At 66.8% G+C, this 22907-nt stretch carries 21 protein-coding genes, 1 tRNA gene and 1 pseudogene; 7 read left to right on the forward strand and 16 right to left on the reverse strand.

Annotated features, from left to right (window positions below; genetic code table 11):
- Positions 1–21: 21 nt before the first annotated feature.
- The 3 genes and pseudogenes from OXQ33_RS17415 to OXQ33_RS01105 all read right to left on the reverse strand — a co-directional run.
- Positions 22–1134 (reverse strand): annotated as a pseudogene (locus tag OXQ33_RS17415) (O-antigen ligase family protein); the annotation flags it as partial.
- Between the two features lie 48 nt (positions 1135–1182).
- On the reverse strand, positions 1183–2727 hold the full coding sequence (locus OXQ33_RS01100; protein WP_267432682.1) for an outer membrane beta-barrel protein: 1545 nt from the start codon (positions 2725–2727) through the stop codon (positions 1183–1185).
- Positions 2728–2741: 14 nt separating this feature from the next.
- Positions 2742–3332: a polysaccharide biosynthesis/export family protein gene (locus tag OXQ33_RS01105; RefSeq protein WP_267432683.1), complete on the reverse strand. Its 591-nt coding sequence runs from the start codon at positions 3330–3332 to the stop codon at positions 2742–2744.
- Between the two features lie 176 nt (positions 3333–3508).
- Here OXQ33_RS01105 and OXQ33_RS01110 point away from each other — a divergent pair, with 176 nt between their 5' ends.
- A complete protein-coding gene (locus OXQ33_RS01110; protein WP_267432684.1) occupies positions 3509–3805 on the forward strand; it encodes a hypothetical protein in 297 nt (98 codons plus the stop codon).
- Between the two features lie 153 nt (positions 3806–3958).
- On the forward strand, positions 3959–4423 hold the full coding sequence (locus OXQ33_RS01115; protein ID WP_267432686.1) for a PilZ domain-containing protein: 465 nt from the start codon (positions 3959–3961) through the stop codon (positions 4421–4423).
- A 40-nt stretch (positions 4424–4463) separates the two neighbouring features.
- Here OXQ33_RS01115 and OXQ33_RS01120 read toward each other — a convergent pair whose 3' ends face one another.
- On the reverse strand, positions 4464–4634 hold the full coding sequence (locus tag OXQ33_RS01120) for a (2Fe-2S)-binding protein (RefSeq protein ID WP_267432725.1): 171 nt from the start codon (positions 4632–4634) through the stop codon (positions 4464–4466).
- Positions 4635–4713: 79 nt separating this feature from the next.
- Positions 4714–5964: a DUF418 domain-containing protein gene (locus OXQ33_RS01125; RefSeq protein WP_267432688.1), complete on the reverse strand. Its 1251-nt coding sequence runs from the start codon at positions 5962–5964 to the stop codon at positions 4714–4716.
- 84 nt (positions 5965–6048) lie between these two features.
- On the opposite strand from OXQ33_RS01125, the gene nhaA reads away from it, so the two are divergent.
- Positions 6049–7455, forward strand: coding sequence for a Na+/H+ antiporter NhaA (nhaA, locus tag OXQ33_RS01130; protein ID WP_267432689.1), 1407 nt, complete (start codon positions 6049–6051; stop codon positions 7453–7455).
- 173 nt (positions 7456–7628) lie between these two features.
- Here nhaA and purL read toward each other — a convergent pair whose 3' ends face one another.
- From purL to map, 3 genes are read right to left on the reverse strand one after another with little or no spacing between them, the layout of a single operon-like run.
- Positions 7629–9854: a phosphoribosylformylglycinamidine synthase subunit PurL gene (purL, locus tag OXQ33_RS01135; RefSeq protein WP_267432690.1), complete on the reverse strand. Its 2226-nt coding sequence runs from the start codon at positions 9852–9854 to the stop codon at positions 7629–7631.
- A 57-nt stretch (positions 9855–9911) separates the two neighbouring features.
- Positions 9912–11423, reverse strand: coding sequence for an AarF/UbiB family protein (locus OXQ33_RS01140; protein ID WP_267432727.1), 1512 nt, complete (start codon positions 11421–11423; stop codon positions 9912–9914).
- A gap of 7 nt (positions 11424–11430) precedes the next feature.
- Positions 11431–12258, reverse strand: a complete 828-nt coding sequence (map, locus tag OXQ33_RS01145; protein WP_267432691.1) for a type I methionyl aminopeptidase — start codon at positions 12256–12258, stop codon at positions 11431–11433.
- Between the two features lie 39 nt (positions 12259–12297).
- On the opposite strand from map, the gene OXQ33_RS01150 reads away from it, so the two are divergent.
- The 3 genes from OXQ33_RS01150 (at position 12298) to OXQ33_RS01160 (ending at position 14384) form a co-directional block, all read left to right on the forward strand.
- The gene (locus OXQ33_RS01150; RefSeq protein WP_267432692.1) at positions 12298–13080 is read left to right on the forward strand and encodes a molybdopterin-binding protein; all 783 of its coding nucleotides are present in this window, start codon (positions 12298–12300) and stop codon (positions 13078–13080) included.
- A 165-nt stretch (positions 13081–13245) separates the two neighbouring features.
- Entirely contained in the window at positions 13246–14223 is a 978-nt protein-coding gene (locus tag OXQ33_RS01155) for an NAD-dependent epimerase/dehydratase family protein (RefSeq protein ID WP_267432693.1), read from the forward strand.
- A gap of 87 nt (positions 14224–14310) precedes the next feature.
- Positions 14311–14384, forward strand: a tRNA-Gly gene (locus OXQ33_RS01160).
- Positions 14385–14596: 212 nt separating this feature from the next.
- On the opposite strand, the gene OXQ33_RS01165 is transcribed toward OXQ33_RS01160, so the two are convergent.
- The 5 genes from OXQ33_RS01165 to OXQ33_RS01185 form a co-directional block, all read right to left on the reverse strand.
- A complete protein-coding gene (locus tag OXQ33_RS01165) occupies positions 14597–15571 on the reverse strand; it encodes a DUF6607 family protein (protein WP_267432694.1) in 975 nt (324 codons plus the stop codon).
- Positions 15572–15585: 14 nt separating this feature from the next.
- On the reverse strand, positions 15586–17760 hold the full coding sequence (locus OXQ33_RS01170; protein WP_267432695.1) for a TonB-dependent hemoglobin/transferrin/lactoferrin family receptor: 2175 nt from the start codon (positions 17758–17760) through the stop codon (positions 15586–15588).
- A 305-nt stretch (positions 17761–18065) separates the two neighbouring features.
- On the reverse strand, positions 18066–18701 hold the full coding sequence (locus tag OXQ33_RS01175) for a L,D-transpeptidase family protein (protein WP_267432696.1): 636 nt from the start codon (positions 18699–18701) through the stop codon (positions 18066–18068).
- Between the two features lie 35 nt (positions 18702–18736).
- The gene (dmeF, locus tag OXQ33_RS01180; protein ID WP_267432697.1) at positions 18737–19672 is read right to left on the reverse strand and encodes a CDF family Co(II)/Ni(II) efflux transporter DmeF; all 936 of its coding nucleotides are present in this window, start codon (positions 19670–19672) and stop codon (positions 18737–18739) included.
- A 38-nt stretch (positions 19673–19710) separates the two neighbouring features.
- A complete protein-coding gene (locus OXQ33_RS01185) occupies positions 19711–19986 on the reverse strand; it encodes a metal/formaldehyde-sensitive transcriptional repressor (protein WP_267432698.1) in 276 nt (91 codons plus the stop codon).
- A 107-nt stretch (positions 19987–20093) separates the two neighbouring features.
- Here OXQ33_RS01185 and OXQ33_RS01190 point away from each other — a divergent pair, with 107 nt between their 5' ends.
- The gene (locus OXQ33_RS01190) at positions 20094–20960 is read left to right on the forward strand and encodes a PEP-CTERM sorting domain-containing protein (RefSeq protein WP_267432699.1); all 867 of its coding nucleotides are present in this window, start codon (positions 20094–20096) and stop codon (positions 20958–20960) included.
- Here the strand turns inward: OXQ33_RS01190 and OXQ33_RS01195 are convergent.
- From OXQ33_RS01195 to OXQ33_RS01205, 3 genes are all read right to left on the reverse strand, one after another.
- Positions 20950–21309: a Rieske (2Fe-2S) protein gene (locus OXQ33_RS01195; RefSeq protein ID WP_267432701.1), complete on the reverse strand. Its 360-nt coding sequence runs from the start codon at positions 21307–21309 to the stop codon at positions 20950–20952. The two genes, OXQ33_RS01190 and OXQ33_RS01195, sit on opposite strands and share 11 nt — an antisense overlap.
- The gene (maiA, locus tag OXQ33_RS01200) at positions 21306–21938 is read right to left on the reverse strand and encodes a maleylacetoacetate isomerase (RefSeq protein ID WP_267432703.1); all 633 of its coding nucleotides are present in this window, start codon (positions 21936–21938) and stop codon (positions 21306–21308) included. Before maiA ends, OXQ33_RS01195 begins: the two co-directional genes overlap by 4 nt.
- Positions 21935–22907: homogentisate 1,2-dioxygenase (locus OXQ33_RS01205; protein ID WP_267432704.1), on the reverse strand; the 973-nt coding region annotated here is incomplete at its 5' end. The genes OXQ33_RS01205 and maiA, both read right to left, overlap by 4 nt.

Consider the following 22907-nt stretch of genomic DNA (forward strand, 5'->3'; position numbering starts at 1 on the left):
CATGATCGCGACCCAGGTGAACAGCGCGGGGAAGCCCGAATTCAGCGCGATCTCCAGATAGGTGTTGTGGGTCGAGCGCGGCCCCCAGGCGATGGTGCTGGTGAACTGCTGGAAATAGGAGGTCTGGCGGAAGATCGCGAAGCCATGGCCCAGCCACGGCTTGTCGAGCGCGACCGGCCACAGCACTTCCCAGATTTCCGCGCGGCCCGACAGGGTCACGTCCTTGCCGAAGCTGCCCGCCACCTCGCCGAGCAGCGCGACACCCGCCCCGCTGGCGAGGACGATGACCAGCGACAGCGCCAGGGCGAAGGCGATGGCGCGCAGCGTGCGTTGTTCGATACGGCTCATGAAGCCGGTGATGACCACCACGCCCGTACCGACGATCAACAGGACGATCGCGGTCGACGACAGCGACAGCTTCGCCCCCACCGCCGCCACGGCGCACAGGGCCAGACGAAGCAGCCGGTCCCAGCGCCGAATGTCGAAATCGGGCGGCAGCAGCATGACGAAGGTCAGCGCGCAATAGGCCCCAAAGGCGTTCTTGTGCACGAACATGCCCCGCATCGCGCCGTTCAGCGATCCGCTCATGAAGGCGATGCCCGGAAACAGGATGGAATAGGTGAAGTTGACGACCAGCAGCACCGCCATCATTCGCCACACGATGTCGAAAGAGGCTTTCGCACCGAAACAGGTTGCCAGGTACATCATCGGCAGGACGATGAGCATCATGGCGATAAAGCCACGCAGCGAACTCATCGGATTGGCCGATGCCAGGATCGAGCCGATCAGGAATATGGCGAGCAGCCCGACGAGCGGCCCCAGTCGCAGCACCGCACGCGCGGCCATGCGCGGCAATGCGATGGTCGTCAGCGCGATGAACGGCACCAGCGAATAGAGCACCATCTGCATCAGGAATGGGTCGTTGCTGGCATTCTCCGTCTGGGACGTCGGATAGCCGTACCACATCTGCGTACTGCGATAGATGGCGATGATCGCGGCGGGCAGGATGAGGTAGAGGCGCACGAACCGGGCGATCTGCGCGGCGCGCGACGCCTCCGCCCGACGCCAGGGTTCGGCGGTCGCTCGACCCGCAGCCTCCAGTGCTTGATCCGTCAATCCCACCTCCACAGGCATTCATGCCCCCGGCGGGAGGCAGTCGTCATCCGGACCCGTCAACCGGGATCAGAACCGATAGGTGGCACTGACCGCGACCTGGCCGTCCTCCGGCCCCAGATCGAGATTGAAGCCACGATCGGTACGGCGAAGATAGCTGATCAGGGGCTTGATCGTCCAATGCCGGTCCACCAGCCAGTTCGCGCCCAGCGTCACGCCCGTCAAGGACGCGCGCCGTATGTCGTTGACATAGGTCGTCCATTGCTGACGCAGGCCGAGCGTCAGGATGAGATTGCGGCGAACCTCTTCACTGGCGCTGAGCGTCACGTTGGTGAACAGCGCCGCGCGCGCGTCCTGTTGTGCGGCGGTGCGCACCTCACGCGAGCCCGACAGCGATATCGTCGTCCGCTCGCGAACGAGCCAGTCGAGCTGGGTATCGAAGGTCAGGCCGGTGATGGACGGTGCGGACGGCTCCTGGAAGTCGACCCGGATGACGCCCACGCCCGCATGGCCCCGGATCAACTGGGTCAGCGCACCGCGCAAACCGGCGGTCAGGGTATAGACGTCGGCGTTGCTCCGCTGCCTGGCTTCGGCGAGGTCGAAGCGGCGACGCTCGACATTCAACTGGCCGTAGACGGCGCGGGTGCCCCAGACGTCATGTTCGATCCGTGCCTCGCCGTTATAGCCGGTGAAGGTCCGAAACCGCTGGTCGGTGATCTGTCCCGCCAGCGAACGATTGTCCCGAAACTCGGTCCGCGACACGCCGCCGGTAGCGGCCAGTCGCGTCGAGCCGTATTCGATGCGCGTGCCCAACTGACCCGAGGTCAGGTCGTAGATGCTGGGCAGCGCCAGGCTCGACACTTCCTCGACCGCGCTGCGCTCCAACTGGATGCGCTGGTGCGACGCCTCGGTGGTGAAGGAGATATGCGAGGTCGCGTCATAGCGTCCCGCCGTCACCACCCGGTAGGTCGTCGTGTTTTCCGAGGTATAGCGGGCATATTCGCGACGACGGATGAAGCCGCTGAGCACCGCGCGGTGCCGCCCCCAGTCCGACGTGGCGTCGAAGCCGCCCAGGATATGGGCGAAGACGTCGGTCCGCGGATTTTCCTCGGCATAGACATTGGCGTCATAGGCCAGGCCCGCATCGATATAGGGACGGAGCACCATCCCCCCGACCCGAAGGCCGGGCGGGTCATAGCCCGGGCGGCGGCGCGTCAGCACCGTCTCGCCCGGCAACCGCAAGGCGCTCAGCGCGCGATCCGCGACCCGCGCGGTCGGCACTTCGGTCTGCTGGGTCGAGCCGGAGGGCAGGGGAATATAGGCCGGGACGGGTATGGCGTCGCTCGACGGCGCGGCATCGACCCCCGTGTTCGCGACGCCCATGGGTTGCCCGCGCGCATCGACCGGCCGTCCGGTCTGCGGATCGACCAAGGGTGGCGGCACCGGCGTGCCGGGCTGTCGCGTGGCCATCGGATCGCTCTGGGCGGGCAAGGTCAGTCGCCCCGGCACCGAAGCGCCGGAGCGGGGCGTCTGCGTCGTCTGCGCCGTGGCGGGCATGGCCAGCGTCGACATCAACAGCAGCGTGGCGGACCCTGCCAGGGGAGAACGGACCACCCGATGACCCCTTGTCAGAAATGAACCTCGGGCACCCGGATCGTATCCCCCGGCTGCACCTCGACATCGGCATCCGGATCGACGCTGTAGAAGGTCGGACCATTGGCCCGGCGCAGCAGCACCCGATGCTCGTTGGCGCGGTAGGTATAGCCACCCGCCAGCGCCACCGCCGAGGTCAGGGTCGTACCCTCGCGCGCCGGATAGGCGCCGGGGCGCTGAACCTCGCCCAGGATGGCGAAGGTGCGGAAGTCATAGACCTCGACCGACACGCTGGGGTTGCGCACATAGCCATTGCCCAGCCGCTTGGTCAGCTCCGCCTCGACCTGAGCACGGGTCAGGCCCTTGACCGGTACTTCGCCGATCAACGGCATCGCGATTGACCCCGCGCCGCCGACGGCGAATTCGCCGCTCAACTCGGGTTCGCGATAAACGTTAACGCGTACCTTATCGCCGACCCCCAAAGTATAGGGCTGGCGCGGCTTGCCGATCTCGGATGCGGGCAGGGGCGGCGCATTGGTTGAGGCACAGCCGGACAGGGCGACGCTGGCGGTCAACAGCGCGATCATCGCCGGGCGCAGGCGGGTAAACCGCTGAAAGGTCGACATGGTATCCCCCTTGATCCGTTTCCGATCCGCAAATGGCATAGAAGACCATCGCTCGACAAGGCGCTGTAGGGCGACCAATTTCATGCCTAATTTTGCGTTAACCAGCGGGATTAAGTCTCATCTAAGCGGCAAGGGGTAAATCGGCCTTCGGTGCACTGTACCGTATGGGAACCCACATGCGAAACAACCTGGCTTACAAGAACAAGGGCGATGCCGCGACCGCGACCAAGTCGGGCGCGTCCGCCGACGCATGGCAGGGCCCGGCTGCGGGTTCGCCGGTCCACAGCTTGCAGGAAAGGCTGTGGAACGAGTTCGATAGCGAGCGCGAGCAGGCGGTTTTCGACAGCTTCAGCGCGAAGCACGCGGTGGCGCCGTCGCGCACCCGCTGGATGATGACTCCGGCGCTGATCCTGTCCGGTGCGGTCGGCGGCTGGGCGTTGTTCTATGCCGGATCGGTCGCCGGTCTCTACTGAGTTTTCCCGCCGGGCGTGGGGGCACGCCCGATTTTTCCCAATGTCCCGGATCGAGACATGAGGCTGGAAACACTCCAGCCCTTGTCGCGGTCCGGTTTCGTCACCCTCGGCTCTCCTAGAGCCTCACGCAGCTTCCTTTAAAGGCTAACGGGCATGAATCAGGCACACGTCGTCGACACCTTCGCCTATGACGACCGGTCGGAAGAGCGGACGCTGTTGCAGCGTCGCGGCGTTCTTCGGATCGATGGCGATGTGCGTCCTTATGACGTGGTCGTGCTCGACCTGACGCGCGAAGGGTGCCGGATCGACACGAACCTGCCCATCGCGGAGGGAACGGGGATCGAGATCGGGCTGGCCAATATCGGCCGCGTCCGCGCCACGGCGGTGTGGCAGGGCGTCGAGGGGCTGGGCTGTGTCTTCGACCAGCCGCTGCCGTCGGGCGCGATCACCGCGGCGCAGGGGCCGACGAACGTCTTGTCCTTCTCGGGCGAGGAGATGGCCAGTCAACAGGCCATGGGGCCCTATAAGCTGCGCGCGCGGACCCGGATGATGATCCTGGGCGGCGCATGCCTGTTGTCGTGGGGCGTGATCGCCGCCGGAGTGCTGTTGGCGGTCTGAACCGCCGACGATCCGCTTCAAAACCGCGCCGTCGCCTGGATTAGGCGGCGGCGCGTTCCTCTTCGATGATCGCGCGCGCGACGACCGCGCATTGTCCGCATTTCGGCTGGCGCCCGAGCGCCTGATACATCTGGCAGGGAGTCATCGATCCGGCCCGCGCACAGTCGCGGACTTGTGATTCCCGGATGGCATTGCACACGCAAACGACCAAGGCGCTCTCCATCATCTACGCCCTTCGTTTAGCGCTAATGAGAGTGGATCGCAAGGCTGTTGCGATGCGTTTGCAAATATTATCGGGCTCGATCTAACCCCGCTCGCACGCCTGCACGCCATAATCGTTCCAGCGGTCCCTGGCCGAAATAGTCGAGCCAGGGCTTCGACCAGAGCAGCATCAACCCCCACATCGGCACCACCAGCAGATACAGGCTCGCCCGTGTCCAGTGCGCGAACTGGCCCAATCCATGGCCATAGAAGATGAGGGTCATGACGATGCTGGTCGCCAGATAATTGGTGAAGGCCATGCGACCGGCGGCGGCGATTCGCACGGTCCACCAACTGCCGGGTTTGAGCAGGAGCAGGATGAGCGCGGCATAGCCCAGCGTACCGATCAGCCGGAACGGCACGTTGAGGAACAACTCCACCAGCGCTACCGCGCGTACGTCATAACCGCTGGCGATGACCGCACCCGCCATCGCCGCATAGGCCGCGCATGACAGGGTGACGCCGAAAGCGGCCCAGCGCCGATAGCTCCGTCGCGGCCATTGGCCGGTCAGGAACCCGGACTTCAGCGCCGCCATCCCGAGCAGCATGGCGCTGAGCGTATCGGGGCCGATCTGGATGAGGTCGAACAGGGGGTTGCCGTTATTCGCCAGCCGGTACGCCGTGGAAACGGCCCAGGAGCCGCGCATCGCCACGATCTCCGGAGCTAGGCGGGCCGGGTCAAGCGTACCGAAGGCGAGTTGATACAGGTCCCACAGCGCCACCGATTGCGGCGTGTCGCGCGCGGCGGCGGCGAACAGGCCGAAACATTCCAGCCAGCCCATCGCCATCGACAGCCCCGCCATGGTGATCGCGGTCCAGCACAGCGCCCGCGCGCTCAGTCCGACGAAGCCGAGCGCGATCACGCCGACCAGCGCATAATGGGTCAGGATGTCGCCCGACCAGATAAAGGTCAGATGGACGAGTCCGAACAGGAACAGCACCGCCATGCGCAGCAAATGGATCGACGCACCGTTCAGTCCGGCGGCATCCGCACGCTGGAGGATCAGCAGGGTCGATGCGCCGAACAGCAGCAAGAACAGGCCCCGCATTCGCCCGTTCACGAACGTCTCGGTCAGGAACCACGCGCCCAGATCGACCGGCCGTGTCCCGCCCCAGGCCATGGGGTTGGAATAGGCCGGGTCGGGCAGAGCGAAGCCCGGCAGGTTGGCAAGCAGGATCGCCATCACCGCCACGCCCCGCAGCACGTCCAGCGTCACCAGCCGTTCGCCCTTCTCCGCGACGGCGAGAAGCGAGGGGGCAGGGGCGGGACCGTCGACCAAAGCAATGCTCCGTTTGCGTATCGCGCGGACTTACCGGTCGCGGGTCAGGATGCAACCGCCCGTCCGCCGAAGCATTGCCATTCCATGGGATTATCACCTCGCCTGACCGGACGCGCCACCGCCCGCGCGCATCATTCACCGGCCGCCCAGGCGTTTCTTCACAAGGTCGAGCCGTTTTTCGCCGGGAGCGACGTTACCGGCGGGCCGCTGCTGATCGCGACGATACTGGCGCTTATCCTGACCAACAGTCCTTGGGCGGGCGCCTATGAGGGGTTCTGGGACACGCCCGTGGCGATCGGTTTCGGTACGGCGGAGGTGTCGCACAAGCTGGCCGAATGGATCGACCATGCGCTGTTGCCGCTGTTCTTCGTCATCGTCGGTGCGGATGTGAAGCGCGAGATGGTGACCGGGCCGCTTGCCCATTGGCGGAGCGCGGCCTTTCCGCTGGCCGGGGCGGTCGGCGGGATGCTGGTGCCGGTCGGGCTCTATCTGCTCGTCGCGGGGGGAACGCCCGCCGCGCCGGGCTGGGGCAGCGTGATCACCACCGATACCGCCTTTGGGTTGGCGCTGATCGCCCTGTTCGCGACGCGATTGCCGGTGGGGCTGCGTGCCCTGATGCTGGCCTTCGCGGCGGTGGACGATGTCGGCGGGCTGCTGGTCATCGCCTTTGCCTATAGCGATTCGATCGACGTGCGCGGGGTGATCACGGCGGGCGTCGCGCTGGTGGGGATCGTCGGCCTGCGCCGGGTCGGCTGGGTGTCGTCGGTCCCCTATGTCCTGCTGGCGTTGTTCGTCTGGGGCGGAGTGCTGGAGTCCGGCATCCACGCGACCATCGCGGGCGTCATGATCGGCCTGACCGTGCCGGTCGCCCCGCGCCTGGAACAGCGCGACTTCGCGCAGCGGGTGCAGCACCGGGTCGACGAATTCCAGAGCGCGCACGGCGCGGCGGAGCAGGCGGGCGACGGTGAGGAGGAACAGCAGTTGCGCGAGCGCGCCGAGGAGCGGCTGGGCTATCTTCAGGAAATGGCATCGGCGACCCGGGTCGCGAGCAGCCGCCTGATCGAGATACTGACGCCCTGGGTCAATTATGTCGTCCTGCCGCTGTTCGCGCTGTCCAATGTCCGCATCCACTTCTCATCGGATTTGCTGACGATGATCGGTAGCCCGCTGGTGATGGGGGTCGTACTGGGCCTGGTAGTGGGCAAGCCGATGGGTTTTCTGGGTTTTACCTGGGCGGCGAGTGCGCTGGGGCTGGCGCGGCGGCCCGATCAGGTGAGTTGGTCGATGGTCATGGGGGTGGGCGCGCTGGCGGGGATCGGCTTCACCATTTCGCTGTTCATCGCAGGGTTGGCCTTTGGCGATGGCGAGATGCGCGAGGCGGCATCGCTCGGCGTGCTGATCGCCTCGATCCTGGCGGCGGGGACCGGCTATGCGATCCTCCGCTTCTGCGCGGAGCCCCGGCATGCGGCCGAGGCTCTGGTAGAGACTTAGGGCCTACCGACATTCCCTATTCCTCCCCTGGAAGGGGAGGTGGCAGGCCGTTAGGCCTGACGGAGGGGTGTCGCCCGCTCGATAGCGGGGACACCCCTCCACCATGCTGCGCATGGTCCCCCTCCCCTCGCAGGGGAGGAATAGCGACCCTTCCGCTCGAATGTCGATCGGCGTTAGGCGAGCGCGGCGTCGGCGCCCATCAGCGTGGGGAAGAAGCCCTCATGCGCGCGGCGCAGATCGTCGAGCGAGACGACGAAATCGCCATCCTCGCGCTCGAAGATCAGGCGGCTGCCCGCCGTGCGACCGATCCGCTCGACCTCGACGCCCGCCTGATGCGCGTTTGCCAGGAAGTCGATCAGCGCGGTGTCCTCCACGGTGGCGACATACAGGCCCTGATCCTCGGCGAAGAGCTGGCGGCAGGCCTCGCCCGTTTCGGGGAATTGGATCAGTGCGCCGATATTCCCAGCCAACGCCATTTCAGCGACCGTCACCGCGATGCCGCCGTCCGAGACGTCGTGCACGGCGGTCAGATGCCCGGCGGTGATCGCCTCGCGGACCAGGTCGCCGGTGCGACGCTCGGCATCCAGGTCGATCGAGGGCGGCGGGCCCGCGTCACGGCCTTCGATCCCATGCACTTCGCGCAGCCACAGCGACTGGCCGATCTCGCTCTTCGGCGTGCCGATCAGGACGATGACGTCGCCGGTGCCCTTGAAGGCGATGGTCGCCGACTTGGACCAGTCCGCCATCAGGCCGACGCCGCCGATCGCCGGGGTCGGCAAGATCGCCGAGCCGCCGCCGGTCGCCTTCGATTCGTTGTAGAGCGAGACATTGCCCGACACGATCGGATAGTCGAGCGCGCGGCACGCCTGGCTCATGCCCTCCAGGCATCCGACGATCTGGCCCATGATCTCGGGGCGCTGCGGATTGGCGAAGTTCAGGCAGTTGGTGATGGCGAGCGGCTTGGCGCCCACCGCCGTGATGTTGCGCCACGTCTCGACCACCGCCTGCATCCCGCCGGTCACCGGATCGGCATAGCAATAGCGCGGGGTGCAGTCGGTGCTCATCGCGAGCCCCTTTTGCGTGCCGTGGACGCGGACCACGGCGGCATCGCCGCCGGGGCGCTGCACCGTGTCGCCGCCGACCATATGGTCATACTGCTCCCAGATCCACCGACGCGAGGCGATGTCGGGCGAGGCCATGAGCTTGAGCAGGTCCGCCGCCGGGTCCTGGCAGCCCGGCGAGGTGATCGCAGGGGGAACCTCGGTCGGTACATGCGGACGGTCATAGAGCGGCGCGTCGTCGGCCAGGGGGCCAAGCGGGATGTCGCACACCACCTCGCCCTTGTGGCGCAGGACCATGCGACCGGTCTCGGTCACATGGCCGATGATCGCAAAGTCCAGTTCCCACTTGCGGAAGATCGCCTCGGCAAAATCCTCGCGACCGGGCTTCAGAACCATGAGCATCCGCTCCTGGCTCTCCGACAGCATCATCTCGTACGCCGTCATGCCCTCTTCGCGCTGGGGCACGTCGTCCATGATCAGCTCGATGCCGACGCCGCCCTTGGACGCCATCTCGACCGACGAGGAGGTCAGGCCCGCCGCGCCCATGTCCTGGATCGCGACGATCGCGTCCGAGGCCATGAGTTCGAGGCACGCCTCGATCAGCAGCTTCTCGGTGAAGGGGTCGCCGACTTGCACGGTCGGACGCTTGGCATCCGCATCCTCGCCGAAATCGGCCGAGGCCATGGTCGCGCCGTGAATGCCGTCGCGGCCGGTCTTGGAGCCGACATAGACGATCGGATTGCCGACGCCGCTAGCGGCCGAATAGAAGATCTTGTCCTGATCCGCGACGCCGACGGTCATCGCGTTGACCAGGATGTTGCCGTCATAGGCCGGGTGGAAATTCACCTCGCCGCCCACGGTCGGCACGCCGACGCAATTGCCATAGCCGCCGATGCCGTGGACCACGCCCGAGATCAGGTGGCGCATCTTGGGGTGATCGGGACGGCCGAAGCGTAGCGCGTTCAGATTGGCGACCGGCCGCGCGCCCATGGTGAACACGTCGCGCAGGATGCCGCCGACGCCCGTCGCCGCGCCCTGATAGGGCTCGATGTACGAGGGGTGGTTGTGGCTCTCCATCTTGAAGATCGCCGCCTGGCCGTCGCCGATATCGATGACGCCCGCATTTTCGCCGGGGCCGCAAATGACCTGGGGCCCTTCGGTCGGCAGCTTCTTCAGGTGGATGCGGCTCGACTTGTAGCTGCAATGCTCCGACCACATCACCGAGAAGATGCCGAGTTCCACGAGATTGGGCTCGCGGCCCAGCGCGGTCAGGACGCGCTGATATTCTTCTTCGGACAGGCCGTGGTCGGCGACGATCTGGGGCGTGATCTCGGTCATGGCCCGCGCCTTTAACGTGGTGTCGCGGGTTCGTCACTATCGCTATGCGCGAAGATGCTATCCGAAGTGCATCGCCGCCGCGATCGCCAGGCCGGTAAAGGCCAGAGCGCCCGCGATCCAGCCCGCACCGATGCGGATCGCAGCCTCGATTCCGGCGGTGGAGACGGCGAGATGGTCGCTTTCGAGCTTGCGGGTCGTCGCGCGGATCAGGCGGGGCAGGTCGTCGCCCAGCCGGTCCAGTTCCAGCGCCAGCGCGGCGGCCCGCCGGGTCCAGCGTTCGGGCGACAGCCGCGCCTCGACGATCCGGGCGCTGGCCCGGCGCAGGGCGGCGGACAGGTCGAAGTCGGGCTGGATGCCGCTCAACACCCCGTCGATGGTGATCAGCGCCTTGAACAGCAGCAGCATGTCGGGCTGTAGGACGATGCGTTCCTCGCGCAGCACGGGGAAGATATCGCCCAGGATCGCCGTCAGTCGCAGCGCACCGCCGCCATGGCGGGCGACCAGCCGGTCGGCGACGGCCTGGAAGCGTTCGGGCGCGATATCATCGGTTTGCGACCAGTTCTTCAGCGTCTCGGCCAACAGGGCGGGGTCGCTGTTGGCGATCGACTGGGTGAAGGCGATCACCTCCTCACGGCGACGCGGGCTGACATGACCGATCAGCCCCAGGTCGAGCATCGCAATGCGGTTGCCGGGCAGGCAGAGCAGATTGCCCGGATGCGGATCGCCATGGAAGCGCCCGTTGATCAGCGTCATGTCGAGCACGATGTCCGCCCCCGCCTGGGCGATGGCGGCGGGATCGATCCCCGCCTCGCAGAGGTCGGCCGCGCTGCGGGGCGGCACGCCCGCGATGAAGTCCATCACCAGCAGCGTTTCGGAGCTATGGCTCCAATGGATGGCCGGCACCACGACGCGGGAATCGCCCGCGAAGTCGTCGCGCAGCCGGTCGGCGTTACGCCCCTCATTGGTGAAGTCGAGTTCTTCGAGGATGTCGCGGCCCAGCTCGCGGATCATCCGCACCGCACCATATCGCCGTGCCTCGGCATTGGTCGCCTCGACCATCGACGCCAGTTGGGTCAACAGGCGGAGGTCTGCCTCCATGATCGTGCGGATGCCGGGGCGGCGGATCTTCAGGACGACTTCGGTGCCATCGGCCAGCGCGGCGCGGTGGACCTGCGCGATCGAGGCGGCGGCAAGCGGTTCGGCGTCGAAGCGGGCGAAGGCGGTCTCGGGCGATTCGCCCAGGGCCGCCTCCACCTGGCCGCGAAGCTGGCCGAAGGGCAGGCGCGGGGCGGCGCTGTGCAGCCGCTCCAGTTCGGCAATCCATTCGGGCGGGAGCAGATCGGCACGCGTCGCCAGGATCTGGCCCAGCTTCACCCAGACCGGCCCCAGCGCCTCCATCGCCTGGCGCGTCCGGGCGGGGAGGTCGAATGGCAGGGCGTCGGGATCGCGCCGCGCCGGATCGAGCCCCAGCCGCGCCAGCAGCACGTCGAGGCCATAGCGCGATGCGGTCGCGATCACCTCGGCCAGTCGGGCGCGGTCGCGCGCCGCCACCCGGATCGCGCCCAGCATCATGGCCTCAGATATAAGGCGGCTGGGTATAGCCTGCCGGGCTGAGCGTGAAGATCTCGCAGCCCTCTTCGGTGATGCCGATCGAATGCTCGAACTGCGCCGACAGCGACCGGTCGCGCGTCACCGCCGTCCAGCCATCGTCGAGCAGCTTCACGTCCGGGCGGCCGATATTGATCATCGGTTCGATGGTGAAGATCATGCCGGGCTTCAGTTCGGGCCCGGTGCCGGGGCGGCCGACATGGACGACCTCGGGAGCGTCGTGGAAGAGCAGGCCCAGGCCATGGCCGCAGAAATCGCGGACCACGCCGTAGCGATGCTTCTCCGCATGCTGCTGAATGGCATGGGCGACGTCACCCATATGGTTGCCGGGCTTGGCCTGCTCGATGCCCAGCATCAGGCATTCATAGGTCACCTCGACCAGCTTGCGCGCCTTTAGCGGCACGTCGCCGATCAGGTACATGCGGCTGGTGTCGCCATGCCAGCCATCGACGATCGGGGTCACGTCGACATTGACGATATCGCCGGACTTCAGTGTCTTATCCGATGGAATGCCGTGGCAGACGACATGGTTGATCGAAACGCAGGTCGAATGGGCATAGCCGCGATAGCCCAAAGTCGCAGGGACCCCACCACGCTCGACGATGAAGTCATGGACCAGCCGGTTGATCTCGGCGGTGGTGACGCCGGGCACCATATGCGGCACCAGCATGTCCAGCGTCTCGGCGGCCAGACGGCCCGCCTTGTGCATGCCATCGAATGCCTCGCGGCCCCACAGCTTGATCGCGCCGGTCCGCCCCTGGGGCGCGTCGGCGGAAACGGTCACATAATCGGTCATGACGGCGATATAGCGTGGCGCGTCGGATTTTGCGAGGCTATGTCCGGCACCATGGAATCCGTGCCCAACCAAGAGCGTATCTGGACCGCCGCGCTGGTCGTCATCGGTGATGAGATCCTCTCCGGGCGAACGCAGGACAAGAACGTCGCGCAGCTCGCCACTTGGCTGAACGTCCAGGGAATCCGACTGGTCGAGGTGCGCGTCGTCGCCGACCGGACGGAGGCGATCGTCGAGGCGGTGAACACCCTGCGGGCGCGCAACGACTATCTGTTCACCACCGGCGGGATCGGGCCGACGCATGACGACATCACCGTCGATGCGATTGCCGAGGCGCTGGGCGTCGCGGTGATCGAACATGCCGAGGCGCGGGCGATCCTCGACCATTATTATGCCGAACGCGGCGGCGTCACGGCGGCGCGGGCCCGTATGGCGCGGACGCCGGAGGGGGCTTCGCTGATCCCCAACCGCGTCTCGGGCGCGCCCGGCATTCGCGCGGGCAATGTCTTCATCATGGCGGGCGTGCCGCATATCACGGCGGGGATGCTCGACGCGCTGACCGGCACGCTGGAGGGCGGGCGGCCCGTCGTGTCCCGCACGATCGGATGCTGGGTCGGCGAGAGCGAGGTCGCCGACCTGCTGCGCACCGCCGAAAAGGCGCATGAGGGCGTCGCGATCGGCAGCTATCCCTTTTTCCGCGAAGGACGGACGGGCGCGAATTTCGTCGTGCGCAGCGCCGATCCGGCTTTGGCCGACGACTGTATTCGGGCGTTGATCGACGCCCTGGAAAAGGCCGGACATGCGGTCGTCTACGACGGCATATGATGCTGGTATCCTTTCGTTAGTCTTGTTCCGCCAGAAGAAAGCGGGCGCTGCCGGTGAAAGGACAGCGCCACGAAAGGCCGTTATGAAGTGGTTTCCGATGCGAGGTGATGGCGGAGTGACGGGATCGTCGGTGTTTCGCGACATGATGGTCGGACGCTGACCGTCATGACCGCCCCCATATTGGTGACCGGCGCGGCCGGATTCGTCGGCCATGCCACCGCCCATCGCCTGCTCGCCCGTGGGGAGCGGGTGATCGGCGTCGACATCGTGAACGACTATTACGACCCCGCGCTCAAACAGGCACGGCTCACCAGTTTCGAGGGCATGGACGGGTTCACCTTCCATCGTCTGGACATTGCCGAGCCGGATGCCATCGCCGCGCTGATGCGGCAGCATGGGATCACCCGCGTCGTCCATCTCGCGGCGCAGGCGGGCGTTCGGCACAGTATCGACCATCCCTTCGCCTATGAACGCTCCAACCTGGCTGGGCATCTCGCGGTGTTGGAGGCCTGTCGCCACCAGCCGGGGTTCGCGCATCTGGTCTATGCTTCTTCCAGCTCCATCTATGGCGACAAGCCGATGGGCGGGCAGGGCTTTCGCGAGGACGAGCCCGCCATCGCGCCCGTCTCGCTCTATGCCGCCACCAAGCGGGCCGGCGAGCTGATGAGCCAGTCCTATGCCACCCTCTACGGCTTCGCGCAGACGGGTTTGCGCTTCTTCACCGCCTATGGGCCATGGGGGCGGCCCGACATGGCCTATTTTTCGTTCACCCGGCGCATCCTGGCCGGTGAGCCGATCGAGATTTTCGGCGAGGGCCGCATGGCGCGAGACTTCACCTATATCGACGATATCGTCGATGGCATCGTCGGCGTGCTCGACCGCCCGCACGACGGCGGCGAGCACCGCATCCTGAACATCGGCGGCAGCCACCCGGTCGGTCTGATGAGCATGATCGTCACGCTGGAGGCCGCACTCGGTTGCGAGGCGATCAAGATCATGAAGCCGATGCAGCCCGGCGACGTGACCGCGACCTATGCCGATGTCTCGCGGCTCCATGCCCTGACCGGTTATCGGCCGAAGGTGGCGCTGGAAGAGGGGCTGGGGCGGTTCGTCCAATGGTACCGCGACTATCACCGCGTCTGACCCACCGCTTTGCCCTTGCAACGCTCCGCCGGTTTGAATAGTGAGCGTGCACGCGATCGGACGAGGACATGCCCATCCGAATGCCCCGCGGGTGTAGCTCAATGGTAGAGCAGAAGCTTCCCAAGCTTACGACGAGGGTTCGATTCCCTTCACCCGCTCCATAGCATCCGTACATTCCTACAGGAACGGCTTTCCGGTCCCGCTTCACGGCACACCGGGGTTGTTCGCCCCGCTGTTGCAGTAAGAGCGTTTGCGGACCGGGTTCCCGCTGGGATGCGCTTCCCGTAGAGTCGTGGCATCACGATCCGCACAATCGTGATGCCACGCCGCATTTGAGCGGGAACGGGTTACCGGGCGAAAGCAGCTGTGCCCATCACCCGATTTTGGTGGTGCGCCCGTCGATCAAGGCAGTCGCCTCGGCGGTTCCTGCGGCAAGGCTCGTCTTGCCCGACTGGATGTCGTCGGCGATGGCCAGCAGGCGACCGCTGATCATGGTGCCGGTCTCGGCTTCTTCCGGGATCGCGATGCCGCCCTTGGTGTCGGCGACGCGGGTCCAGGCGGCTCGCACGGCGGCCCAATAGTCCTTGGTCTTGGCCCAATAATCGTCGGCGGCCTTCACATTATAGCCGTCGAACCGCTGGTAGGTGTTGAGCACCGATTCCTGGACGATAGGCACCAGTTTGCCGTCCTTCAGCGCCATCTTGGTATTGTCCTGCCAATGAATCCAGCCGGCCGGCGTCGGCTGGTGGCGGTTGATCGAATAGTAGCGGTCATAGACCGGATGGCGCACGGCATCGCGGCGGGCCAGCGGGCGCCAGGTCCAGTTGGAGCGCCAGCGGCGGACACCGGCCTGCGTCTCGAACTGGCCCCAACCGGCATAGCGCGGGCTGTCGTCGACCTGATAGACGGTCTGCGACCAGCGCCCGGCGCGCATCCGCTCGGGCACCGCCTCCCACACCCATTTCCCCTGGCCCGCATAGACCAGCACCCGCGACGGCTGGTAATCCCAGTCCTGGCGCCAATGCTTGATGACGTGCGTCTTGCCCTCATGCTCGATGACCAGCAGGTGTTGCAGGGCGATGTGGTCGGGCGTGTCCTCGATCACGCGCACCACCTCGTTCCCGCCGGAAATCTTGCGGTCGAGCGGCGTATAGCCCGCCGCCCAGGGCGTCGTTTCCTGCATGTCGAAACGCACCTTGTAGTTGCCCGCCATGGCCAGGATCTCGGCACGGTCGGCGACCTTGGCGGCCTGGGCCTCGGTGGCGGTCTGCTTCACCGGGCCATCGGCGAATGCGGGCACGGGCAGCAGCGCGAGCGCCGCGACGATCAGCATCGAACGGTTCTTCATCGGCTATGTCCTTTTCAAAAGCGGAAGGTGAGCGAGGCGCTGGCGTTGCGCCCCGGCTGGGTGAAGGCCACCGGGGGCACATCGGCCGCGCCGGTCGGCAGTGGACGCGGTACCGACAGGCCGCGCACGTCCGACCACCAGGCATAGGTGGCGTTGGTCAGGTTGAAGACGCCCGCGCGTAGGGTCAGCGCATCGTTCAGCCGGGCGAAGACGGTCGCGTCCAGGATGGTGAAGGCGGCGGGCCGGAAGCATTCGGTGCTGCACACACCGGTCGTGTCGGACAGGGCCTTGCGCGCGCTGTGCGTCATGACGATCTGCCCGCCGAACCGGCCCTGGCCCGGCTCGCGCCAGCCCACACCCATGACCAGCTTCAGCGGATCGACCGTCGACAGCGGCCTGCGCGTGCCATCGGGCGCGATCTGGTCCCCCTCGGTATAGGAGATGGCGAGCTGTCCGGTCAGGCCGTTGCCTGCGCGCGCATCCAGTCGTGCCTCGGCCCCCTTCACCTTGGCGCGGTCCAGATTGATGAACTGGTACACGGCCGGGTTCGCGGGAGTGAAGGCACCGCTGACCACCTCCTGACTGATGAAGTCGCGGTAGTCGGCGCGGAAAACGCTGGCCGATACGTCGACCGCCTCGCTGTTCAGCCTGAGGCCCGCCTCGATCGCCTCGCTGGTTTCGGGCCGCAAATTCGGGTTGGGGGCCGAGGTATAGCCGAAGGCGAGGTTGGAGAAGAACTGGTTGATCTGCCCCGGCTCCGGCGCGCGGAAGCCACGGGCATAGCTGGCGAACAGCCGCACCGTGGGGGCGAGCGCCAGCACTGCGCCGATGCGCGGGCTGACCCGGTCGGCGGACTGGCCCGCGCCGGTGAATTGGGGCAGCAGCGGGTCCTTGTCGGGCGACAGGCGATACCAGTCATAACGCAGCGCCGGGTGCAGGGTCAGCGGGCCGATGCCGATCTCGTCGCCGACAAAGGCGCCCGCCAGGGTGAAGTCGGTGCTGGGGAAAGCACGGGTCGGAAAGGTCTCGCCCGCAGGCGGCACCGTGCCGTCGCGCAGGCCCCGCTGGCGCAGGACGCTGGTATCGGCGCCCGTCACCAGCCGGTGACTGATCCCGCCCGTCGCAAAGCCCAGCCGCACCTCGCCCGATCCGCCATAGACCCGGTTCTCCAGCGTGTTGAGCCGGGTACGATCGGCCAGGGTGCGGCGATCCTCGGCGCTGAACTGGCGGTTCTCGGCATCCTGGACATAGACCGCCGCCCGCGCGAACTGGACCAGGCCGGTACCGTCATAGGTCCAGTCGAGCGCACCGCGCCAGCGCCGGCCCGTGTCGCGCGCCTGCAATCCAGCAACGCTGGTGTTGATGCCGGTCAGCACATCGGTCTCGACCCGATTGTCCAGATACTCGCCCGTCGCACGCAGGCGATGGCCGGGTGCCACGTTCCAGACCAGCTTGCCCATCAGCGCGTTGGACTGGCCGTCCTGCGGATTGGGCGCGGTGCGGGTGACGCCGGTGCCCTCGACATCGCCCTTGTTCTTCAGCTCGAAAAAATCGCGGCGGGTATAGGCCAGCATCGCGGACACCGCGCCCGATTGCCCCGCAACCACGGCGGATTGGGTATATTCGTCATCGGCCGAATTATACTGGGTGCGCAGCGATCCGCCGAACGACTTGCCCCCCAGAATGTCGGCCGGGTCACTGGTCGTGAAGCTCACCGCGCCCGCCAGCCCGTCGCTGCCATACAGCGCCGAGGCGGGGCCGCGTAGGAACTCGACCGACTTGACGAGCCCCAAGTCGACATAGTCGCCGCGCCCGACATCCTGTGCACCGAAGCTGAAGCCATAGGGCACGCGGACGCCGTCGACCTGGATCAGCACCCGATTGCCGCCGATACCGCGCACCACGAAGCCCTCATTGCCCGCGCGCCCGGTCGTGCCCATCGCCGCGCCGAAGCGGGTGGGCGCGCGCCGCACGCTGATGCCGGGTTCGAAGCGGACCAGCTCCTTGATGTCGGTCGCCAGTTCGTCGGCGATCTCGTCCGCGTCCTTGACCGAGACGGTGACCGGCGCGTCCTTCACCTGGATCGGCACACGCGTGGCGGTGACGACGACATCGCGTTGCTCGCCTGTGTCCTTACCGTCCTCCGCAGGCTCCCAAAGCGCTGCCAGCGCGGCGAGCGTCAAAAGCATGTTCAACCCCTTATTAGCTATCAACTATCATTCGCAATAAGAAGGTCGATAGCGACGAGCAAACAAAAAATGCGAATGCATCGCATTAGTGTTATTTGCGGGCGGGATATGTTTGAGGCGGATCGCGCAGTGGCGAGGGGCCCGAATGGGTGCGCAAAACGGCGGAAGGGTACGCTGACCGGCGAGGCGCCCGTGCAATCATGGACGCCGCCGCGCCTTGCCCGTCAGGTGTTGGAGCTTCGCCCGCTCTCGGTAGGGCAAGCGGCTGTTCCTGCCATTCACAGACCCGGTGATCCGGCTTCGGTTCAACCCAGGATGCTCTGGCCCATTTCCAACCGCTTGCCGTTGGTCACGATGACGCGGTCGCCCAGCTTGGTCGCGGCGAACAGTTTGCGCGCGAAGCCGAGCGGTACGCCGATACAGCCATGGGTCGCATTGCCATAGCGAACGTCGCTGGCGTGGATGGCCACCCCGTCATTGGTCAGCCGCAGCATATAGGGCATCGGCGCGTCGTAGAGGTTGGAGACATGGTCCGCGTCCTTCTGAAGGATCGGGAACACGCCGAGCGGGGTCGGCATATTGTCGGCGCCGAAGATCATCGCCGCCGCGCCGATTTCATGGCCGTCGCGGAAGATCGAGACGACCTGCGCCTCCAGATCGACGGTGATGACGACCGGCCCCTGCGGTGCGCCGCTTTCGTCCCAGACGAATTCGCCGTGATGCAGCGGCTTGTCGATCGGCAGGATGTGGCGGACGACGAAGGGAGCGGGCGTCGGGCTGGGCGTCGGCGACGGAGCGGGGGGCGCCGGCATGGGGCTGGCCCGGGTGGCGACCGGAGCACTCGGCTCGGCATCCGTCCGAGCGGCGTGGCGCGACAACATCACGCCACCGCCCACCGCACCCAGGAGGATGGCGCCCGCGAGAAGTTGCAAGGGTCGCATCGACGCCATCCTAGCGTCCCGTGCTGAACGAAGGGTTAGCGGACTTCGATGGTGACATGGCCAAGCGCGCTCATCCCGTCCAGCCGCCGGTGGATGCTGGCGCTGCTGGGCGTGGAGTCCAGCCCTTCGACCGCCAGGACCACCGCATGCGCGGTCGGCCCGATCCGCCAGATATGGAAGTCGTGGATACGCAGGTCGCCCGGCCCCTCGACCCGGTTGCGGACCTCGCTCGCCAGCACGGGGTCGGCGGCGTCGAGGAGAACGGCGGACGCCTGCCGCATCAGCCCGACCGACCAGTTGGCGATGACGACCGCGCCCAGCAGGCCCACCGCCGGGTCCAGCCATAGCCAGCCCAGATACCGTCCCGCCACCAGCGCCAATATCGCCATGACCGAGGTCAGCGCATCGGCCAGTACGTGGATATAGGCCGCACGCATATTGGTGTCGCCGCCATGCCGGTCATGCGCATGGTCGTGCCCGTGGTGATGATGATGACCGTGCGAGTGGCCATGATCGTGGCCATGGCTATGCCCGTGCCCGCCGCCCAGCATCCAGGCGCTGATCAGGTTGATAAGCAGGCCCAGCACCGCGACGAGAATCGCATCGCCGAACGCGACGGGATGCGGATCGCTCAGCCGCATGATCGATTCATAGGCGATGCCCAGCGACACCAGCCCCAGCACCATCGCCGATCCAAACCCCGCCAGTTCGCCGACCTTGCCGGTGCCCCAGCTATAGCGGGGATTGGCGACATGCCGCTTGGCATAGGAATAGGCGAGCGCCGCGATCCCCAGCGCGCCGACATGGGTCGCCATGTGGACGCCGTCGGCCAGCAGCGCCATCGATCCGGTCCAGTATCCCGCGACGATCTCCCCCACCATCATCCCCGCCGACAGCCAGACGACCAGCCGGGTGCGGCGCGCATTTTCGTCATGGGCATGGCCCAGATAATCATGGCTGTGGGTGGTCACGACATCGTCCTTTGCGATACGGTACGGGGTCATCGGGCTCAGCGGAAATGGCGGCGAAGCAGCTTGGCGAGTTCGGCGGCGGCGGCGTTGCGCTCCGCATCGCTTTGCCCCGGTGCGGCGACATGGGCATGGAGATGATCCTCGACCAGTTCGTCCATCAGCCCCGCCACCGCGCCGCGAACCGCCGCGACAAGGTGAAGCGTCTCGGCGCAATCGGCATCCGCGACGACCGATCGCTCGATCGCGGCGACTTGTCCCGCGATGCGCCGGACGCGCGCGACGATCTTTTCCTTGCTGGTGGTGACATGGGCCATAACGGATAGGGGTATAGGGTATATCGCCTAGGCCATCAAGTCGCGGGTTGCGTGCGCCGGTCGGCTTCGGCCACATGACGCAAAGACGGGATCGAATGGGGATGGATATGATGCGACGGACGCAGGGCTGGATAGCGGCGATAGCGGCGATGACGATGGCGGGGCCCGCCGCAGCCGAATCGATCCTGTTCGTCGGCAACAGCTTCACCTTCGGCGCGAATTCGCCGGTGATGCGCTATCGCCCCGATCTGGTCCGCGACCTGAACCGCGAGGGGATCGGCGGCGTCCCCGCGCTGTTCAAGACCTTCGCCGAGCAGGCCGGGCAGGACTGGACCGTCAGTCTGGAGACGGCGGGCGGGCGCGACCTGGCTTTTCACTATGAGCAGAAGCGGCGCGAGATCGATGCGCGTTGGGACGTGGTGATCCTTCAGGGCTATAGCACGCTCGACGCGCAACGCCCCGGCGATCCGACCCGCCATGCCGAGGCGGCGGGGTCGATCGCGGCGATGATGCGGCGGGCCAACCCCCGGGTCCGCGTCGAGCTGGTCTCGACCTGGAGCCGTGCCGACCTGACCTATCGCGTGCCCAGCCCGTGGCGGGGGCGGGCGGTCACCGCGATGGCCGAGGATCTGGCGGTCGCCAATGCCGGGGCGGTGCGGCGCTTTCCCGAGATTTCGGGCACCATCCCGGTCGGGCAGGCGTGGAACCGCGCCTGGGCGGAGCGGGTCGCCGATCCCAACCCCTATGACGGCATCGCCTTCGGCCAGGTCGATCTGTGGACCTGGGACCAGTATCATGCCAGCGCTGCGGGTTATTATCTGGAGGCGCTGGTGATCTTCGAAAAGGTCACCGGCTTCGACGTCCGGCGGCTGGGCGAGCAGGAGCGGGCGGCGCGCGACCTGGGGCTCGAGCCCCGGCTGGTCACGCGGCTGCAGGCGATCGCCCATGCCGAGGTGACAGCCGTCACGCCGTGACGATCGCCCCGTCGCGGACCGTGACCGGCCATGGCGTCAGCCGCTGTCCCATACATGGTCCGCCCAGGCAGGCGCCGTCTTCGACCGCGAAGAGCGCGCCGTGCCAGGAGCAGGCGATCCGCCGTCCGTCCGGGGTCAGATAGGCATCCAGTTCCTGCGCCAGCGGCAGCCCCATATGCGGGCATCGGTCGACATAGCCGTGCACCGCATCCCCTTGCCGCACGACGAAGCCATGAAACCGGCCCGCCCGCATCTGAAGCACGAAGTTGCGAGCGGCCCCGTCGGCGATGGTGTCGAGTGGGCCGAGCGCGATCCCCGGCGGCGTCGCGGACAGGCGTTCGTCACTCATGCCGCGTCGCCCTGCACCTCGGGCGCGGCCTCGGGCACGCGCTGGCGCAGCCGTGCGGCGGCGGCTGTCAGAAGGGGGTAGGGGGTCAGGTCCACCCCGAACCGCTCGGCATTATAGACCTGGGGCAACAAATGACAGTCGGCGAGCGTCGGCGTGTCGCCATAGGCATAGCCCGCCCCATGCCGCGCGATCAGCAGTTCCAGCGCCTGAAAGCCTTCGCCGACCCAATGCGCGATCCAGCGGCGCACGGCCTCCTCATCTGCGCCCATCTCCTGCCGCAGCATCGTCAGGACGCGCAGATTGTTGATCGGATGGATGTCGCAGGCGATGATCGCCGCCATCGCCCGGACCATGGCGCGTCCCGCGCTGTCGCTCGGCAGCAGGGGCGGGTCGGGATAGCGTTCCTCCAGCCATTCGAGGATCGCCGGGCTCTGGATCAACGCGCCATCGGGACCTTCAAGGACCGGCACCAGCCCCTGCGGCTGAAGCGCGCGATAGGACGCCTCCCGTTGGGCCCCGATGCGCAGGTCATGCGCGATGCCGGTATATGACAGGCCCTTCAACGCCAGTGCCAGGCGGACGCGATACGCCGCGCTCGACCGCCAGTAACCGTGCAGCGTCAGGCTCACGGCAGCCGGGCCTTGGGAAAGTCCTTCCACACCGCGTCATAATCGAGTTGCGCATGGGTAAGCGCATGGGCGGTGGGGCGATAGGGCCAGCAGCTTTCGACCATGAAGGCCATGGTCCCCTCGATCCGGTGCGGCTTCAGATCGGCGGCGCTCGCCCCCTGCCAACTCGCCAGGTCGGGGCCATGGCCCGCCATCAGATTGTGCAGCGACAGGCCACCGGGGCGGAAGCCCTCCGCCTTGGCGTCATAGGCCCCGGTGATGAGGCCCATCGCCTCCGACATGACGTTGCGGTGGAACCAGGGCGGGCGGAACGTGTCCTCCGCCACCATCCAGCGCGGCGGGAACAGGACCAGGTCGGCATTGGCGCGACCGGGCACGTCGCTGGGCGAGGTCAGCAGGGTGAAGATCGACGGATCGGGATGGTCGAAGCTGACCGTGTTGATCGTGTTGAAGCGCGACAGGTCGTAGCGCCAGGGTCCGAGATTGCCGTGCCACGCCACCACGTCGAGCGGGCTGTGGTCGAGCGTCATCGTCCAGAGCGAGCCGAGGAACTTCTGCACGACCTGGGTGGGTTCGTCGCGGTCCTCGAACCAGGCGACCGGCGTCTCGAAATCGCGTGGGTTGCCCAGGCCGTTCGCGCCGATGGGGCCGAGGTCGGGCAGGCGGAACAGGCTGCCGTGATTTTCCGCGACATAGCCCGCCGCGTCGCCGTCGGGCAGTTCGATGCGGAACCGCACGCCGCGCGGCACCAGCGCGATCTGGCCGGGTGCGATGTCGATCCGGCCGAGTTCGGTCAGGATGGTCAGCCGTCCCGCCTGCGGCAGGAAGACCAGCTCGCCATCCGCATCAACGAAGACGCGGTCCATGTCGCGGTTGCAGGCATAGACATGGACCGCGACGCCCTCCAGATCGGCGGGGTCGCGGTTGGCGAGCATCGTCGTCATCCCGTCGACCCAGTCGGTCCCCGCC

Source organism: Sphingomonas sp. GM_Shp_1 (assembly GCF_026540895.1).
In the GTDB taxonomy this organism is placed as follows: domain Bacteria; phylum Pseudomonadota; class Alphaproteobacteria; order Sphingomonadales; family Sphingomonadaceae; genus Sphingomonas.